Source organism: Duganella paludis, from assembly GCF_054461335.1.
The window spans coordinates 2873875-2890096 of the sequence record NZ_CM136922.1 but is presented as its reverse complement, the minus strand read 5'-3'; the positions used below and the strand labels follow the sequence as shown (position 1 = coordinate 2890096).

Here is a 16222-nt window from a genome sequence, read left to right as displayed (position 1 = left end):
TTTACACCAGTTCCACGGCCATGGCGGTCGCTTCGCCGCCGCCGATGCACAGCGCCGCCACGCCCTTCTTGCCGCCGGTGCGCTTCAGTGCGCCCAGCAGGGTGACGATGATGCGCGCGCCCGATGCGCCGATCGGGTGGCCCAGCGCGCAGGCGCCGCCGTGGATGTTGACCTTCTCATGCGGGATGTCGAGGTCGCGCATGGCGGCCATCGGCACGGCGGCGAAGGCTTCATTGATCTCGAACAGGTCGACGTCCTTGCTGCTCCAGCCGATTTTCTTGTACAGCTTTTCAACCGCGCCGATTGGTGCGGTGGTGAACAGGTTCGGTTCCTGGGCGAAGGTGGCGTGGCCGTGGATGCGGGCGATCGGCGTCAGGCCCAGTTCCTTGGCCTTCGATTCGCGCATCATCACCAGCGCGGCGGCACCGTCGTTGATCGACGAGGACGAGGCGGCGGTGATGGTGCCGTCTTTCTTGAACGCGGCGCGCAGGGTCGGGATCTTTTCCACTTTGGCTTTGAGCGGGCCTTCATCCTTGTCGATGACGGTGTCGCCGGCGCGCGAGCTCACGGTGACCGGTGCGATTTCCCACTTGAAGTAGCCTTCGCTGGTGGCGACTTGCGCGCGCTTCACCGATTCGATGGCGAAGTTGTCCTGCGCCTCGCGGGTGAATTCGTACTTGGCCGAGCACTCTTCGGCAAAGGTGCCCATGGAACGGCCTTCGCCGGTTTTCTCGTTGCGCGAGTAGGCGTCTTCCAGACCGTCGTACATCATGTGGTCGAACATCATGCCGTGGCCGATGCGGTAACCGCCGCGCGCTTTCGGAATCAGGTAGGGCGCGTTGGTCATGGACTCCATGCCGCCGGCGATGACTACGTCGGCGCTGCCGGCGATCAGCTGGTCGTGCGCGAAGATCGCGGCCTGCATGGCCGAGCCGCACATCTTGGACAGCGTGACGGCGCCGGTGGACGTCGGCAGGCCGGCTTTCAACAGGGCCTGGCGCGCAGGCGCCTGGCCTTGGCCCGCCATCAGGCAGTTGCCGAAGTAGACGTGTTCCACCAGCTTGCCGTCGATGCCGGAGCGTTCGACGGCGGCCTGGATCGCGACCGCGCCCAGGTCGTGGGCGGACTTGGAGGAAAAGTCGCCCTGGAAGGCGCCCATGGGGGTGCGGGCTGCACCGACGATTACGATAGGATCATTCATTTTCTAAGGTCTCCATAAAGGGTGGCGTAGTAACGGCCGGGATGTTCGACAAATTCTTGTGCGAGAAACGCAGGTGCTGCGGATAAGGATAAACGTCTTCCACCACGCCCTGTTCGATACGCTGCTTGCGCGCTTGCCAGTACTCCGGCGTGAGCAGGTCCGCGTGGTGCTTGAGGAAGTATTTTCGGATCTTTGGATTCCCCAGCAGGAAGCTGCCGAACTGCTCGGGGAAGACATCGTGCCGGCCGACCGGATACCATGGCTCGGACGCCATTTCCTCTTCCTCGTTGCGCGGCTGCGGAATGGCGCGGAACTGGCAGTCGGTGATGTATTCGATTTCGTCGTAGTCGTAGAACACCACGCGCTGGTGCCGCGTGACGCCGAAATTCTTGTACAGCATATCGCCGGGGAAGATGTTGGCGGCCACCAGTTCCTTGATGGCGTTGCCGTATTCGAGCAGGCCGTGTTCCAGCTGCGCTTCGTCCTGTTCCTTTTCCGTCAGCCAGATATTCAGCGGCACCATGCGGCGCTCGATGTACAGGTGCTTGATGACGATTTGTTCGCCGTCTTCCTCCACCTGCGAGGGCGCGAACTGCTTCAGCTCCGCCAGCAGCTCCTCCTTGAAGCGGCTGCGCGGGAAGGCGACGTTCGAGTATTCCAGCGTGTCGGCCATGCGGCCCACGCGGTCGTGGTGTTTCACCAGCAGGTACTTCTGCTTGATCAGGGCGCGCGTGGTTTCCTTCGGCGGCGGATAGAAATCCTTGATCAACTTGAACACGTACGGGAACGACGGCAGCGCGAACACCAGCATCACCAGGCCGCGTATGCCGGGCGCGATCTCGAACAGGTCGGACGAATGCTTCAGATGCTGCAGGAAGTCGCGGTAGAACAGCGCCTTGCCCTGCTTCTGCAGGCCGAGGATGGTGTAGATCTCGCTGCGCGGCTTGCGCGGCATCAGCGCGCGCAGGAACTGCACGTAGGCCGAAGGCACTTCCATGTCGACCAGGAAGTAGGCGCGCGTGAACGAGAACAGGATGGCGATCTGCTCCGGATCGCACAGCACCGTGTCGAGTATCAGCTCGCCGTGGCGGTTGTGCAGGATCGGCACCACGAAGGGAACCACGCGGTTGCCGTTGATGATCTGGCCGACAATGTAGGCGCCCTTGTTGCGGAAGAACAGGCTCGATAGCACCTGGATCTGGTGATTCGGTTCGATGCGCGCCGCGCCGTACAGGGCGGTCAGGCGCTGCTCCACCTGTTCGGCGTCGCGCGCGAGGTTGGCGAAGTTCGCCTCCAGCGCGAAGTCGCCGACGATGCGCTTGAGCGTGGCGTGCATGCCGTCGGCCGCCGGGTAGTAGACGCGGTAGGTCGGGCGCGCTTCGGTGGTTTCGATGTACTCGGTGGAGACCACCGGGCGCACGAAGATGAATTCGTTGTGGAAGTAGCTGCGGTGCAGGATCTTGCAGCAGACCGAGTTGAAGAAGGTTTCGGCCAGCTCCGGCTGCTTGTGGTCGGACAGCATGCCGATGTAGTGCAGCTTGAGTTCGCGCCACACTTCATCGGTCAGGTCGGCCGGTTCGTATTCGTCTTCCAGTTGCTGCACGCATTCCTGCACGCGCTGGTCGTAGAAATCGATGCGCGCGCGCGCGGCCTGTTGTCCATGCGCCCAGTCGCCTCCCTCGAAGTGTTGCTTGGCCTGCTGGCTGGTTGCGCGGAACAAGCGGTAGTGCTTGTCGAAACCGTCGCGGATGGTGCGCGCGATGTCGAACGCGATCTGCGAACGCAGCAATTTCGGAAAAGCGGCCTGAGTCATGTTGGTTCCGTATCCGCGTCGTACCCGCGCAGGCGGGTACCCATAGAACGCCGGCAGCGCCAGCTCAGCATGGGCTCCCGCCTGCGCGGGAGCGACGCTGTATCTTACTTCGTCTCGGCGAACAGCTCGCGGCCGATCAGCATGCGGCGGATTTCGCTGGTGCCGGCGCCGATTTCGTACAGCTTGGCGTCGCGCCACAGGCGGCCGACCGGATACTCGTTGATGTAGCCGTTGCCGCCCAGGGTCTGGATCGCTTCGCCGGCCATCCAGGTCGCCTTCTCGGCGCTGTACAGGATGGCGCCGGCGGCGTCCTTGCGCAGGTTGCGCACCTGCTCCGGCGAGGTGGCGCGGTCGCAGGCCTGGCCGACGGCGTAGACATAGGCCTTGGACGCCATCATGGTCGAGTACATGTCGGCGATCTTGCCCTGCATCAGCTGGAATTCGCCGATGGCCTGGCCAAACTGCTTGCGGTCGTGGATGTAAGGCACGACCACGTCCATGCACGCCTGCATGATGCCCAGCGGGCCGCCGGACAGCACGGTGCGCTCGAAGTCCAGGCCCGACATCAGCACGTTGACGCCCTTGCCCAGGCCACCCAGCACGTTCTCGACCGGCACTTCGCAATCTTCAAACACCAGCTCGCCGGTGTGGGAGCCGCGCATGCCCAGCTTGTCCAGCTTTTGCGCGATGGAGAAGCCCTTGGCGCCTTTTTCGATCAGGAAGGCGGTCATGCCCTTCGGGCCGGCTTCCAGGTCGGTCTTGGCGTAGACCACCAGCACGTCGGCGTCGGGGCCGTTGGTGATCCACATCTTGGTGCCGTTGAGGACGTAGTGGTCGCCCTTGAGTTCGGCGCGCAGCTTCATGCTCACCACGTCGGAGCCGGCGTTCGGCTCGGACATGGCCAAGGCGCCGATGTATTCGCCGGAAATCAGCTTCGGCAGGTATTTTTGTTTTTGTTCTTCGGTGCCGTTGCGCTTGATCTGGTTGACGCACAGGTTCGAGTGGGCGCCATACGACAGGCCGACCGAGGCCGAAGCGCGCGAGATTTCCTCCATCGCCACGATGTGGGCCAGGTAGCCCATGTTGGCGCCGCCGTATTCTTCCGGCACGGTGATGCCCAGCACGCCCAGCTCGCCCATCTTGCGCCACAGGTCCATGGGGAACTGGTCGCTGCGGTCGATTTCGGCGGCGCGCGGAGCGATCTCGGCGGCGGCGAACTGCTGCACGGCTTCGCGCAGCGCGGCGATGTCTTCGCCATGGTCAAAGGTCAGGCCTGGGAGATGGAGCATGTCATCCTCGATTCTTGTGTTTTGTCTGGAGCGCCCATGATACGCCGATGTGACGTTAACGTAAACGTCAAGTAAGCGTCAAGCGGGGTCGGTTTGCGCCGCCATCATGCGTTTGCATTCGTCTTCGTGGGCCTGGATTTCGGCCAGCGACATCTCGATGTCCTCGCGCTGCTGCTCCAGCGTTTCGCGGTGCTGCGCCAGCACCGTCAGGAAACGCTGCATCTGGGCGGTGGAATCCTTGGGCGTTTCGTACATGTCGACCAGGCTCTTGATTTCCGCCAGCGACAGGCCCAGGCGCTTGCCGCGCAGGGTCAGCTTGAGGCGGGTGCGGTCGCGCCCCGTGTAGACGCGGTTGCGGCCGCCGGCGCCTTCGCGTGACGGACTCAGCAAGCCCTGGTCTTCGTAAAAGCGGATGGCGCGCGCCGTGATGTCGAATTCACGGGCCAGTTCGGTAATGGTATAGGTGGACATTTTTGTGATGGATTTCCGTTTACGTCAACGTCAAAACATTGTAGCGCGAATCCCACCAATCAAACGTAGAGTCGGTGGCAGAAGGTGACCGGAGGGCGTGCAAAATGGTATCGTGCTACGTGCTCTCCCTTTTAGGCGAGATGATGGCTGAAGGCTGTCTGCTGCCGAATAAAATTCACCGTACATTTTCGCTGACGTTTGTCCTGCCGGAAGATAAAATGTAAATTTTGAAATCCCATAACGTCACAAATGAGCCCAGCTTCGCAGAAACTGACTTTCATGACGCAACGTGAAATAGTGCAATTATGAATTCTTCCAATGAACGCGAAAGCTTTAGCCAGCGCCTGCAACAGGCTTTAAAAAATGCCCACTACTCGCCCGACAGCCCGACCCGGCTGGCGCGCGAGTTCAATATCCGCTTCGACGGCCGGCCGATTACCGTCCACGCAGCCCGTAAATGGCTGGTGGGAGAGGCGATTCCGACCCAGGAAAAACTGCGCATGATCGCTCAGTGGTTGGGCGTGCCTGCCGAATGGTTGCGCTTCGGCGGTCCGGAAGAAGGTGCTCCGAGCACCGACAGCGGCGCCAGTCCGTCGCGCTTTGAATCGGCCGACGTCAAGCTGATTGCCGATCTGCAGCGCCTGGACGAACATCATCGCCAGATCGCACGGGAATTTATCCGCATGCTGGTACGGGTTAACTACCAAAAGTAGTTATTTTTACGTAGTACTACTGAGGATTTGCAACTATCCAGTTGCTCATCCCGGCCGTATTTTCGTGAAACGAGATTCAGGTTTTCCACGTTTTGTTTGGACCAGGGCGCGCCATCGGCAGCGCCCTTTTTATTTTCGCTATCTTTACGATTTGTCATAGTTTCGCCCCCGATTTCAGGCACAATAGGACAGGCCTATTTTTCGGGAGTCATGCTTTGAGCCGTCTGATGAAAAGCAATTACAGCAACGCCGCGCAGCTGAAAGATTTGATGACCGCCCCGCCCATGAGTGCCGCCCAGCATGCAGAAGTGATGCGCAAACGCATCGCGCAACGCCGCATGGTGGAAGAAGCCCGTGAACTGAAGCGCGCCAGCAGTTCTTATTTCGACAAGCGTTGAACCCAGGCCTAGCCGGCGTCCGTGCCGGCGGCACCCTTCATGCCCGCCCAGCGTGGCGCCAGTGCGTGCTCGATCCCGAACAGGTCGATCACGCGGGCCACGGTGTGGTCCACCATCTCTGAAATACTCTGCGGGTTGTGATAGAAGCTCGGCAGCGGCGGGAAGATAATCCCGCCCATTTCCGTGACCGCCGTCATATTACGCAGGTGCGCGAGATTGAACGGGGTTTCCCTGACCATCAGCACCAGCCGGCGGCGCTCCTTGAGCACCACGTCGGCCGCGCGCGCGATCAAGTTGTCGGACAGGCCGTGGGCCACCGACGCCAGCGTTTTCATGGAACAGGGGGCGATGATCATGCCGTCGCTCTGGAACGAGCCGCTGGCAATCGCGGCGCCGACGTCGCGCACCTTGTGCACCACGTGGGCCAGCGCTTCCACCTCGCGCCGCTGCAAGCCGGTTTCCTGGTGCAGGGTGAGGATGGCGGCGTCGGAGACGATCAGATGCGTCTCGACGTTAGGAGTGTGTTGCAAATGTTGCAGCAGACGCACGCCATACACCGCGCCGGTGGCGCCGGTGATGGCAATAACAATGCGTCTAGGCCGATCAGGCATCCAGCAGGGCTTTCAGTTCGCCCGATTCAAACATTTCGTTCATGATGTCCGAACCGCCAATGAACTCGCCCTTGACGTAGAGCTGAGGAATGGTCGGCCAGTTCGAGTAGTCCTTGATGCCCTGACGGACTTCCGGATCTTCCAGCACGTTCACGGTGGCAATGTTCTCAACGCCGCAAGCTTTCAGGATCTGGATGGCGCGGCCGGAAAAGCCGCATTGCGGGAACTGGGCGGTGCCCTTCATGAACAGCACCACCGGGGTGTTGGTCACGGTTTCTTTGATCCAGGTTTGTACGTCGCTCATAGCTGCCTCTAGGTGTAAAGATGTGGAATACCGGCATTTTATAAGAAATGCGCCTGCCCCGTGTTTGACAAGCGAAAAAATCCGCGTATAGTCGCTATATCGATACTCGATATAGCGAATGCCGACACATGTCCGATCCCGCCCGTTTCCTGCCCCTGTCCGAGGCCACGTTCTATGTGATGCTGGCGCTGAGCCAGCAGCCGCTGCACGGCTACGCCATCATGCAGCAGGCCGAAACCTTGAGCGCCGGTAGCGTGGTGCTGGGGCCGGGTACGCTGTACGGCATCTTCGGCACGCTGGAAAAGCAGGCCTTGATCGTCAAGGTGGCGGAAGAGGAGCGGCGCAAGATCTACGCGCTGACCGATCTGGGCAAGCTGGTGCTGGCCGAGCAGGTGCGGCGGCTGGAAATCATGGTCAATAGTGCGGCGCGACTGAAGGAGAGTAAATGAAAAAGTTCAGGCAGTGGTGGTCGTGGCAGGATCGGGAACATGGCGCCTGGTTGCAGTCCATGGCGGCGCAGGGCTGGCACTTGCAGGCGGGGAACTGGCTCGATATTTATACCTTCAAGCGCGGCGCCCCGGCCGAGGTAGCCTATCGTTGGGACTTGCACGTCAATAACTTCGAGCCCGAGTACCGCCGGCTGCTGGAGGATGCCGGCTGGGAGTATGTCGCTGCGCACGGCGGCTGGCATTGCTGGCGCCAGCCGATAGTGAACGGACGGGTGCCGGAAATCTTCACCGACCCCGCCGACCGGCTGCGCCGTTATCGCCGCCTGCTGATTCCTTGCCTGGCGATGGTGGTGTCGCAATTGCTGTTGCTGGCGCAATGGGCCGACTGGGGCCGCGCGCCGCTGGCCTTGAGCGTGCTGAACTGGGTGTCGCTGGGCATCGGCGCCATTGCCGCTTACAGCGCGGTGCAACTGGGGCGGCGCATCGTCGCCCTCAAGGCCGCGTAGTTGCCGCCTTAGCCGCGCAGCTTGGCGAAGGCGGCGGCCATGCTGCCGGCCACCGCAGGCTCGCGGGTTTGCTGCTTCTGTTGCTGGCCCATGGCGCGGCGGTCGTTGCGATCGCCGCGTTGCTGCGGCTGCGAACCGGCTTGCGGCGCGCTGTCCGTCAGGCGCATGGTCAGGGCGATGCGCTTGCGCTTTTCGTCCACCTCCAGCACTTTCACCTTCACCACCTGGCCGGCTTTCACCACCGAGTGCGGATCTTTCACGAAGGTATTCGACAGCGCCGAGATGTGCACCAGGCCATCCTGATGCACGCCGATATCGACGAAGGCGCCGAAGGCGGCGACGTTGGTCACCACGCCTTCGAGGATCATGTCCGGACGCAGGTCGCGGATTTCCTCCACGCCTTCCTTGAAGGTGGCGGTGGTGAATTCCGGACGCGGATCGCGGCCCGGCTTTTCCAGTTCCTTCAGGATGTCCGTGATGGTCGGCACGCCGAACTTGTCGTCGGCGTACTTGGCCGGCTGCAAGCCCTTGATCAGCGCGCTTTCACCGATCACAGCCTTGATGTCCTTCTTGATGTCGCCCAGGATCTTTTCCACCAGCGGATACGATTCCGGGTGCACCGCCGAGGCGTCCAGCGGATTTTCGCCGCCGATTACGCGCAGGAAGCCGGCCGCCTGTTCGAAGGTCTTGTCGCCCAGGCGCGGCACCGATTTCAGCGCCGCGCGCGAGGCGAAGGCGCCTTTCACGTCGCGATAGGTCACGATGGCCTGCGCCACCGAGGACGACAGGCCCGACACGCGCGCCAGCAGCGGCGCCGAGGCGGTGTTCACATCGACGCCGACCGCGTTGACGCAATCCTCGACCACGGCGTCCAGGGTGCGCGCCAGCTGGGTCTGCGAGACGTCGTGCTGGTACTGGCCGACGCCGATCGATTTCGGATCGATCTTCACCAGCTCGGCCAGCGGATCCTGCAGGCGGCGGGCGATCGACACCGCGCCGCGCAGCGACACGTCCATGTCCGGCAGTTCCTTGGAGGCGAACTCGGACGCCGAATACACCGACGCGCCCGCTTCGGAGACGACGATCTTGCTCATTTTTTGATCAGGGAAGCGCTTGAGCAGGTCTTGCGCCAGCTTGTCGGTTTCGCGCGAGGCGGTACCGTTGCCGATCGAAATCAGCGACACATTGTGCTTGGCGGCCAGCTTGCCCAAGGTGTGCAGCGAACCTTCCCAGTCGTTCTTCGGCTGGTGCGGGTAGATCACGGCGGTATCGACCACCTTGCCGGTGGCGTCCACCACGGCCACCTTCACGCCGGTGCGCAGGCCCGGGTCCAGGCCCATGGTGGCGCGTTGGCCGGCCGGGGCCGCCAGCAGCAAGGCTTTCAAGTTGGTAGCGAATACATTGATCGCTTCCAGCTCGGATTTTTCGCGCAGCGCGCCCATCAACTCGGTATCCAGGTGCATGAAGCTCTTCACGCGCCAGGTCCAGCGGGCGGTGTCGGTCAGCCATTTATCGGCCGGGCGGCCGGCGGCCTTGATGCCGAAACGGGCCGAGATGCGGCTTTCGCACGGATTGTGCGGCGCGTCCCATTTTGGTTTTTCCGGCTCGGAGTCGAGGCGCAGGGCGACGTCGAGGATGCCTTCACGGCGGCCGCGCATCAGCGCCAGGGCACGGTGCGACGGCACGGTGGACAGCGGCTCGGAATAATCGAAGTAATCGGCGAACTTTTCGCCCTCTTCTTGCTTTCCTTCAATAACCTTCGATTCAACAATGCCATGCTCTTGCACATATTCACGCAAGGACTGCAGCAGGGTGGCGTCTTCGGCAAAGCGTTCCATCAGGATCTGGCGGGCGCCGTCCAGCGCGGCCTTGGTGTCGGCCACGCCCGGATTGTTGCCGTCGGCGGTGGTGAACGCCTCGCGCAGGTACTTGCCGGCTTCGGTTTCCGGGTTGAGTTCCGGGTTGTCCAGCAGGCCGTCGGCCAGCGGCGCCAGGCCGGCTTCGATGGCGATCTGGGCCTTGGTGCGGCGCTTTTGCTTGTAAGGAAGATATAAGTCTTCCAGCCGGGTCTTGTCTTCTGCGTGCATGACAGCATCTAACAACTCTGGAGTCATCTTGTTTTGCTCGGTAATCGATGCCACGATACTGGCGCGGCGGTCTTCCAGCTCGCGCAGGTAGCGCAGGCGCTCTTCGAGCAGACGCAGTTGGGTGTCATCCAGGCCGCCGGTCGCCTCTTTACGATAGCGGGCGATGAAGGGAACGGTGGCGCCTTCGTCCAACAGGGCGATGGCGGCGGCAACCTGGGCTGGTTTGGCAACAAGTTCCAGGGCGAGACGTTGTTCAATGGAAGGCAGCATGGTGTGATTCCTAGACAGACAAGCCCGGAATAATACGACATCGGTACAAAGTTGCTAGTCTTGACAGCCCAAAAGGACTGTGAACGTGAGCAAGCCCACTTTGCCAGGCAGGTTTTATGTCAATTTACATGAACACGAACGCTTCAATGGCGGATAATATTGCCTGTTGCCGTTTTTGAACCATCTTTGAACAACAATGCGACCTATGGATCTTACCCGCGACGACGCACCTGCCGCCCCTGCTGCTCCAGCACCGGCTCCAACGCGCCTTGTGCCGCCCGCGAATCAATTGTCGTACGCTGTCGCCACCTGGCTGCAGCGTGTGGATGCGGCAGCGCACCCGAAGGCCAAGCTGACGCCGCCTCCGGTGGAAAACGACCCGAAGCAGACCCAATACAAACTGATTTACGTGATGGCGCCGACCAGCGGCGGCCGTCACGTGGCACTGTGCCTGTACAAGGCCCGCCTGCGCCCGAACGGCGACGTGGCGGCGGCCAGTCCGGTGAGCGAAGTGTTTTCGCTGCTGTCGACGCCGCCAAGCTTCATGACGCCCAACGACGAAGATCTGATCCGTTTCTTCGTGGCCATGCGCAGCGGCCAGAATTCCCAGACCGGTTCGGCCACCGAGCCGCGCGGCAAGATCGGCGCGGCCTTGCTGAATATGCTGGCAGAGCAAGACAAATTGTTGTGGGCTAACTCATGGGCCGACGTCGGCAACGGCTTGGTGTATCCGCTCAAGGGCGGCGTGTTGCGCGAAGCCAATTTGGCGTGGCGCGAAGAGGGCAAGGGCTTGCGCCTGGGCTGGCAGGTGGCGCCGCCGCCGGGCGCCAAGCACGTCGGCGCCGACCAAGTCGACTACATGCTGCCGACCGATCCGCCGTGGTACATCGACAATCTTTCCTGCGGCGTGCTGCAATTGAACCAGGGCGGCACCGAGATCGCGCTGGCCGACCTGCAAGCGCTGGTGGCGCAAGCGCCGTTGCTGACCAATAACGACAAGATGCGCGTATCGCAACTGCTGCTGGCGCACGGGCTGCAGGGCTTGATGCCGCTGCCGCAGCCATTGCCGCAACGCATACGTGACGACGTCAAGCCGCGTCCGGTGCTGACCTTGGACGCCGCCATGCTGGCCGACGGCTCGCTGCAACGCTGGAACGACTTCGCCGTGCTGTCCTTCGATTACGACGGCGAACGTGTCTCGTTCGACCCGTCGCAGCGCGTGGTGCGCCAGAAGGGCGAAGTGACCGAAATCATTCAGCGCGACAGCACCGCCGAGGACGACGCGCTGGCGCTGCTCAACGAGCGCCATTTCGTCGCCCCGAGTACGCTGCCGCTGAGCGCCGTCAAGGGCGGCCTGCTGCTGCCGACCCAGGCCGAGTGGATCCGCTTTGCCCGCGACGGCATCGATGCACTGAAAGAAGCCGGCTGGAAAATCGAAAAAACCACCAAATACCGCTACGACACGCTGGAAGTCGGCGACTGGTACGCGGAAGTGGTGGAAGACGAGGCCGACGGCGGCCGCGCCTGGTTCGATCTGGAGCTGGGCATCATGGTCAACCAGGAGCGCGTGCCGCTGCTGCCGGTGCTGGTCCAGCTGATCCGCAACGCCCCCCTCGATTTCAATCCGAAAGCCATCGCCAGCCACGGTGCGGAAGACCAGATGCTGGCCACGCTGGCCGACGGCACCCGCGTCGCCCTGCCTTGGGGCCGCGTGCGCCCCATCCTGAGCACCCTGGGCGAGTTGTATTTCAGCGACAAGATCAAGAATTCGCTGCACATGGCCACGCTGGACGCGGCGCGCCTGGACGAGCTGTCGCGCAACGTGCAAATGACGTGGATAGGCGGCGACGAGCTGCGCGACATGGGCGCGCGCCTGAACCAGTTCGGCGCCGTCAAGCGCGTCGCCACGCCGGCCGGCCTGCAAGCCACCCTGCGTGACTATCAAACCGATGGTCTCTCGTGGATGCAATTCCTGCGCGAATACGGCTTCGCCGGCATCCTGGCCGATGACATGGGCCTGGGCAAGACCGTGCAGACGCTGGCCCACATCCTGGTGGAAAAAGAAGCCGGCCGCCTGACCGCGCCGGCGCTGGTTATCGCACCAACCAGCCTGATGGGCAATTGGCAGGAAGAGGCGGCGCGTTTCGCCCCCGGCCTGAAAGTGCTGCTGCTGCAAGGCAAGGACCGCATGGGCCAGTTCGACCAGATCGACGAGGCCGACCTGGTGCTGACCACCTACGCCCTGCTGCCGCGCGACGAGGAAAAACTGCGCGAGCACGATTTCCACCTGGTGATCCTGGACGAATCGCACTACATCAAAAACACCCGCTCCAAGGCGGCCCAGAGCGCCGGCCTGCTGCGCGCGCGCCATCGCCTGTGCCTGTCCGGCACGCCGCTGGAAAACCACCTGGGCGAGTTGTGGTCGCAGTTCCACTTCCTGCTGCCGGGCCTGCTGGGCGACGAGAAGGGCTTCAACAGCGTGTTCCGCCACCCGATCGAACGCGCCGACGACCCGCTGCGCCGCGCGCTGCTGAACCGCCGCATCAAGCCCTTCCTGCTGCGCCGTACCAAGGACAACGTGGCGAAAGAGTTGCCGCCGAAGACCGAAATGGTGCGCAAGGTGGAACTGACCGGCGCCCAGCGCGACCTGTACGAAACCGTGCGCCTGGCCATGGACCAGAAAGTGCGCGAGGAAATCGACCGCAAGGGCGTGGCGCGCAGCCAGATCGTCATCCTGGAAGCGCTGCTCAAGCTGCGCCAGGTGTGCTGCGACCCGCGCCTGGTCAAGTCGACCACCAAGAAACAGCAGGCCGCCGGTTCCGCCAAGTTGATCGACCTGATGCAGATGGTCGAGGATCTGCTGGAGGAAAAGCGCAAGATCCTGGTGTTCTCGCAGTTCACCAGCATGTTGGAACTGATCCAGGAAGAGCTGGAAGCGCGCGACATCCCGTACGCCTTGCTTACGGGCGACACCAAGGACCGCAGCGCGCAAGTGGCGGCGTTCCAGCAGGGCGCCGTGCCGATTTTCCTGATTTCGCTGAAGGCCGGCGGTGTCGGCCTCAACCTGACGGCGGCCGATACGGTTATTCACTATGATCCATGGTGGAACCCGGCGGCGGAAAACCAGGCCACCGACCGCGCCTGGCGCATCGGCCAGGACAAGCCGGTCTTCGTCTACAAGCTGATCGCCAAGGGCACGCTGGAAGAAAAGATCCAGGTCTTGCAACAGAAGAAATCCGACCTGGCGCAATCGATCCTGGCCGAAGGCGAATCGCAGAAGATGGCGCTCACCCAGGAAGACTTGCAACAGATCTTCGCCCCGCTGGTCGAATAGGAGTTTGTCATGAAGCAGACGATAGAGGAGCTGCAGGCGGCCTTGCGCGAGTCGCAGGCCAACGAGGCCCGCTACCGGCTGCTGCTCGACAACAGCAGCGAAGTCAGCTGGATGGCCGATTGCGCCAGCCTGCGGCTGACGTGGCTGAGCCCGGCCGCAGAACGCCATTTCGGCCATACCCTGGACACCGCGCAAGTGCTGGCGGCCGGCCTGCTCAAGGATGTGCCGGCGCGGCTGGCACGTCACGCCAAAGGCGACCTGAGCCGCCTTCGCCTGCTGCGCGAAGCCGAGCTGGCCGACAGCAGCGGCCATGCGGTGCCGGTGGAAATCGAATCGACCTTGATCCTCGACGCCGCCGGCGTGCCGGTCTCGGTAGTGGGCGTGGTGCGCGACCTGAGCGCCCGGCGCGAGCTGGCGCAGCAACAGAAAAAATTCGCCTCCATGCTGTCGCACGAATTCCGCACGCCGCTGTCGACCATCGACGGCGCCGTGCAGCGGCTGGAAATGACAGGCGCGCATCACGACGAAGGCACCCGCAAGCGTTACCGCAAGATCCAGACCGCCGTCGACCGCATGCTGGTCATGCTGGACGAATACCTGTCGCCTGATCGCATGGCCAGCATCGGCCGCGAGCGCCAGCCGAACGAAATCGACCCCGCCACGCTGTTGCAGACCATCGCCGAGACGGCCCGCCAGCGGCGCCCGCAGATCAGCGTGCAGGTCCAGGACTTGCCGCAATGGGTGCGCTGCGACCCGGCGGGCATGCGCGTCTGTCTTGAAATATTGGTCGACAATGCCATAAAGTACACAGACGATGATATTCGGATAGAATTGCTGGGCAGGATAGCAACAAAAGGTGGGGTTGAATTCCTGGTGCGCGATCACGGCGCGGGCATACCGGAAACGGAGTTGCCGAGGGTATTCGACAAAGCCTATAGAGGCAGCAACGCCGCTGGCGTGGCGGGTTCCGGGCTGGGCTTGTACATGGCGCGCGCGATCGCGGACGTGCACGGCGGCACTGTCACTGCACGGAATGTTTCTGAAAGCGGCACGGAATTTCGGATTTGGCTGCCAGTAGCGGCGAATGCCGGGAAAAACCTTGCGAAAGGGGAAACCAACAGTGATAATTCCTTGGACGCAAGCTCATAGCAGGACGGGCCTGAGCACGCTTGCGTACTAACCGATCGAATGGCGCATCAATGACGCAAATACTCATCGTGGAAGACAATCTGGAGTACGCCGAAGAAATGGCGGAATTCCTGACTGAACTTGAACACGAAGTGCACATCACCAATAACGCCAGCGATATGTGGTCGGCCCTCAGCCAAGGCAATGTGGGCGTGGTCGTGCTCGACCTCGGCCTGCCGGATGAGGACGGCTTCAATGTCATTCCGCGCATGCGCCAGCTATATCCGCAGATCGGCTTGCTGGTGCTGACCGGCCGCGTCGCCTTCGACAACCGCATTCTGGGTTTGCGCCTGGGCGCGGACCACTATTTGACCAAGCCTATCAAGTTTCCGGAATTGGCGGCGCACATCGAGGCGCTCGACCGTCGCGTGGGGCCGCAGGAAACCATCCCGGCGCCGAGCAAGTGGACCTTGAAGGTCAGCGCGCGCCAGCTGGAGCTGCAGGGCATGGCGATTACCCTGACCGAGAAAGAGTGCAACTTCCTGCACTTGCTGACCATTAATACCCGGCCGGTGCCGCGCCAGGTCATCGTGGCCGGCATCGGCGGCGACGATCCGGATGCCGGACGCCGCGTCGACATGCTGGTGTACCGCCTGCGCAAGAAGGCGCGCACCGGCCTGGGGCAGGATCTGCCGCTGCGCAGCGCCTATGGCGAGGGCTACAGCCTGTCCGCCAGCTTCAACCTTTCCTGATTCCTTTACCCCAAGCGACAGAGGGGGCGGACCCCGTACGGGGTCCGACCCCGGCGGTTCGCGCCGTGCGGAGTACAAATGGGGACGGAGTCACGCCATTCCGAGCCGGCGCGGAATTTAATGGGGACGGAGTGAGCGTGGACGGGTAGAATCTGGGTTCCAGCCACCCCTTTCATCCGTTTATGGCACGTCTGCCCCGTTTAATCGTTCCCAATCAGCCTCACCACGTCATCCAGACCGGCGCCAACAACCAGCATGTGTTCCTGGACGCCGACGACTATCAGGCCTTTCTCGGCTGGCTGCGCAGCGCCGCCAAAACCTACAAAGTCGCCGTCCATACCTATTGTTTGATGCCGAATCACGTGCATTTGCTGCTCACGCCGTCCGATGAGACCGGCCTGGGCCAGATGATGCAGTGGATAGGCCGCTATTACGTCCCCTACTTCAACCAAAAGTATGTCCGTAGTGGAACTTTGTGGAACGGACGCTACAAAACGTCCCTGATCGATGCCGACGCCTACTTCATGTTGTGCAGTCGCTATATCGAATTCAACCCGGTGCGCAACGGCATGGTGGCGCGCGCCGAGGATTATCCGTGGTCCAGTTATTGCCACCACGCCGGCATCCGCCCGGACGGCTTGGTGACCGACCACGCCAAGGTCTGGGAACTCGGCAACACGCCGTTCCAGCGCGAAGCGGCCTACAGCGCGCTTTCCGAGCCGTCCCTGACGCCGGAAGAAATCACTTTAATCAGCAAAGCCCTGCTCAAAGGCTGGCCGTTGGGCTCGCAACAGTTCCAGACCACGCTGCAAAGCCGCATCAAACGCCAGGTATTGCCGGCTAAACGCGGCCGCCCATTCAAAATAAAGCCTGTCACCGAATAGGGTATCACTCTG

15 protein-coding genes are annotated in these 16222 nt (G+C 62.2%); 8 read left to right on the top strand and 7 right to left on the bottom strand.

The genetic code is table 11. From position 1 onward, the window contains the following. Position 1: 1 nt before the first annotated feature. The 4 genes from ACXZ1M_RS12875 to ACXZ1M_RS12860 all read right to left on the bottom strand — a co-directional run bounded on the left by ACXZ1M_RS12875 (position 2) and on the right by ACXZ1M_RS12860 (position 4774). Positions 2 to 1201 (bottom strand): acetyl-CoA C-acyltransferase, encoded by a 1200-nt coding sequence (locus ACXZ1M_RS12875; RefSeq protein ID WP_459053537.1) that lies wholly within the window; start codon positions 1199 to 1201, stop codon positions 2 to 4. Then, on the bottom strand, positions 1194 to 3014 hold the full coding sequence (gene aceK, locus ACXZ1M_RS12870; RefSeq protein WP_459053536.1) for a bifunctional isocitrate dehydrogenase kinase/phosphatase: 1821 nt from the start codon (positions 3012 to 3014) through the stop codon (positions 1194 to 1196). Before aceK ends, ACXZ1M_RS12875 begins: the two co-directional genes overlap by 8 nt. Positions 3015 to 3118: 104 nt before the next feature. Then, entirely contained in the window at positions 3119 to 4303 is a 1185-nt protein-coding gene (locus ACXZ1M_RS12865) for an isovaleryl-CoA dehydrogenase (protein WP_459053535.1), read from the bottom strand. Positions 4304 to 4381: 78 nt separating this feature from the next. Next, positions 4382 to 4774, bottom strand: a complete 393-nt coding sequence (locus tag ACXZ1M_RS12860; RefSeq protein WP_459053534.1) for a MerR family transcriptional regulator — start codon at positions 4772 to 4774, stop codon at positions 4382 to 4384. Between the two features lie 305 nt (positions 4775 to 5079). On the opposite strand from ACXZ1M_RS12860, the gene ACXZ1M_RS12855 reads away from it, so the two are divergent. Both ACXZ1M_RS12855 and ACXZ1M_RS12850 read left to right on the top strand, forming a co-directional pair. Then, complete coding sequence (locus ACXZ1M_RS12855; protein ID WP_373992196.1) at positions 5080 to 5487, top strand: hypothetical protein; 408 nt, start codon at positions 5080 to 5082, stop codon at positions 5485 to 5487. A 227-nt stretch (positions 5488 to 5714) separates the two neighbouring features. Next, positions 5715 to 5885, top strand: a complete 171-nt coding sequence (locus tag ACXZ1M_RS12850) for a hypothetical protein (protein ID WP_175472684.1) — start codon at positions 5715 to 5717, stop codon at positions 5883 to 5885. An 8-nt stretch (positions 5886 to 5893) separates the two neighbouring features. On the opposite strand, the gene ACXZ1M_RS12845 is transcribed toward ACXZ1M_RS12850, so the two are convergent. Together ACXZ1M_RS12845 and grxD are read right to left on the bottom strand one after the other, a co-directional pair. Further along, positions 5894 to 6496 carry a UbiX family flavin prenyltransferase gene (locus ACXZ1M_RS12845; RefSeq protein WP_459053533.1) on the bottom strand — a complete coding sequence of 201 codons (603 nt, stop codon included), beginning with the start codon at positions 6494 to 6496 and terminating at the stop codon, positions 5894 to 5896. Beyond that, a complete protein-coding gene (grxD, locus tag ACXZ1M_RS12840) occupies positions 6489 to 6800 on the bottom strand; it encodes a Grx4 family monothiol glutaredoxin (protein WP_008443113.1) in 312 nt (103 codons plus the stop codon). Before grxD ends, ACXZ1M_RS12845 begins: the two co-directional genes overlap by 8 nt. Positions 6801 to 6928: 128 nt before the next feature. Between grxD and ACXZ1M_RS12835 the strand changes: the two genes are divergently transcribed. Together ACXZ1M_RS12835 and ACXZ1M_RS12830 are read left to right on the top strand one after the other, a co-directional pair. Next, entirely contained in the window at positions 6929 to 7249 is a 321-nt protein-coding gene (locus ACXZ1M_RS12835) for a PadR family transcriptional regulator (protein WP_459053532.1), read from the top strand. Continuing rightward, complete coding sequence (locus ACXZ1M_RS12830; protein WP_459053531.1) at positions 7246 to 7755, top strand: DUF2812 domain-containing protein; 510 nt, start codon at positions 7246 to 7248, stop codon at positions 7753 to 7755. The genes ACXZ1M_RS12835 and ACXZ1M_RS12830 overlap by 4 nt, the downstream gene beginning before the upstream one ends. An 8-nt stretch (positions 7756 to 7763) precedes the next feature. On the opposite strand, the gene ACXZ1M_RS12825 is transcribed toward ACXZ1M_RS12830, so the two are convergent. Continuing rightward, a complete protein-coding gene (locus ACXZ1M_RS12825; RefSeq protein ID WP_459053530.1) occupies positions 7764 to 10112 on the bottom strand; it encodes a Tex family protein in 2349 nt (782 codons plus the stop codon). 205 nt (positions 10113 to 10317) lie between these two features. Between ACXZ1M_RS12825 and ACXZ1M_RS12820 the strand changes: the two genes are divergently transcribed. The 4 genes from ACXZ1M_RS12820 to ACXZ1M_RS12805 all read left to right on the top strand — a co-directional run bounded on the left by ACXZ1M_RS12820 (position 10318) and on the right by ACXZ1M_RS12805 (position 16210). Continuing rightward, a complete protein-coding gene (locus tag ACXZ1M_RS12820; RefSeq protein WP_459053529.1) occupies positions 10318 to 13446 on the top strand; it encodes a DEAD/DEAH box helicase in 3129 nt (1042 codons plus the stop codon). 9 nt (positions 13447 to 13455) lie between these two features. Next, complete coding sequence (locus ACXZ1M_RS12815; RefSeq protein WP_459053528.1) at positions 13456 to 14595, top strand: PAS domain-containing sensor histidine kinase; 1140 nt, start codon at positions 13456 to 13458, stop codon at positions 14593 to 14595. 50 nt (positions 14596 to 14645) lie between these two features. Continuing rightward, a complete protein-coding gene (locus ACXZ1M_RS12810; RefSeq protein ID WP_373989656.1) occupies positions 14646 to 15326 on the top strand; it encodes a response regulator transcription factor in 681 nt (226 codons plus the stop codon). Between the two features lie 182 nt (positions 15327 to 15508). Beyond that, complete coding sequence (locus ACXZ1M_RS12805) at positions 15509 to 16210, top strand: transposase (RefSeq protein ID WP_459053527.1); 702 nt, start codon at positions 15509 to 15511, stop codon at positions 16208 to 16210. Positions 16211 to 16222 lie beyond the last annotated feature (12 nt).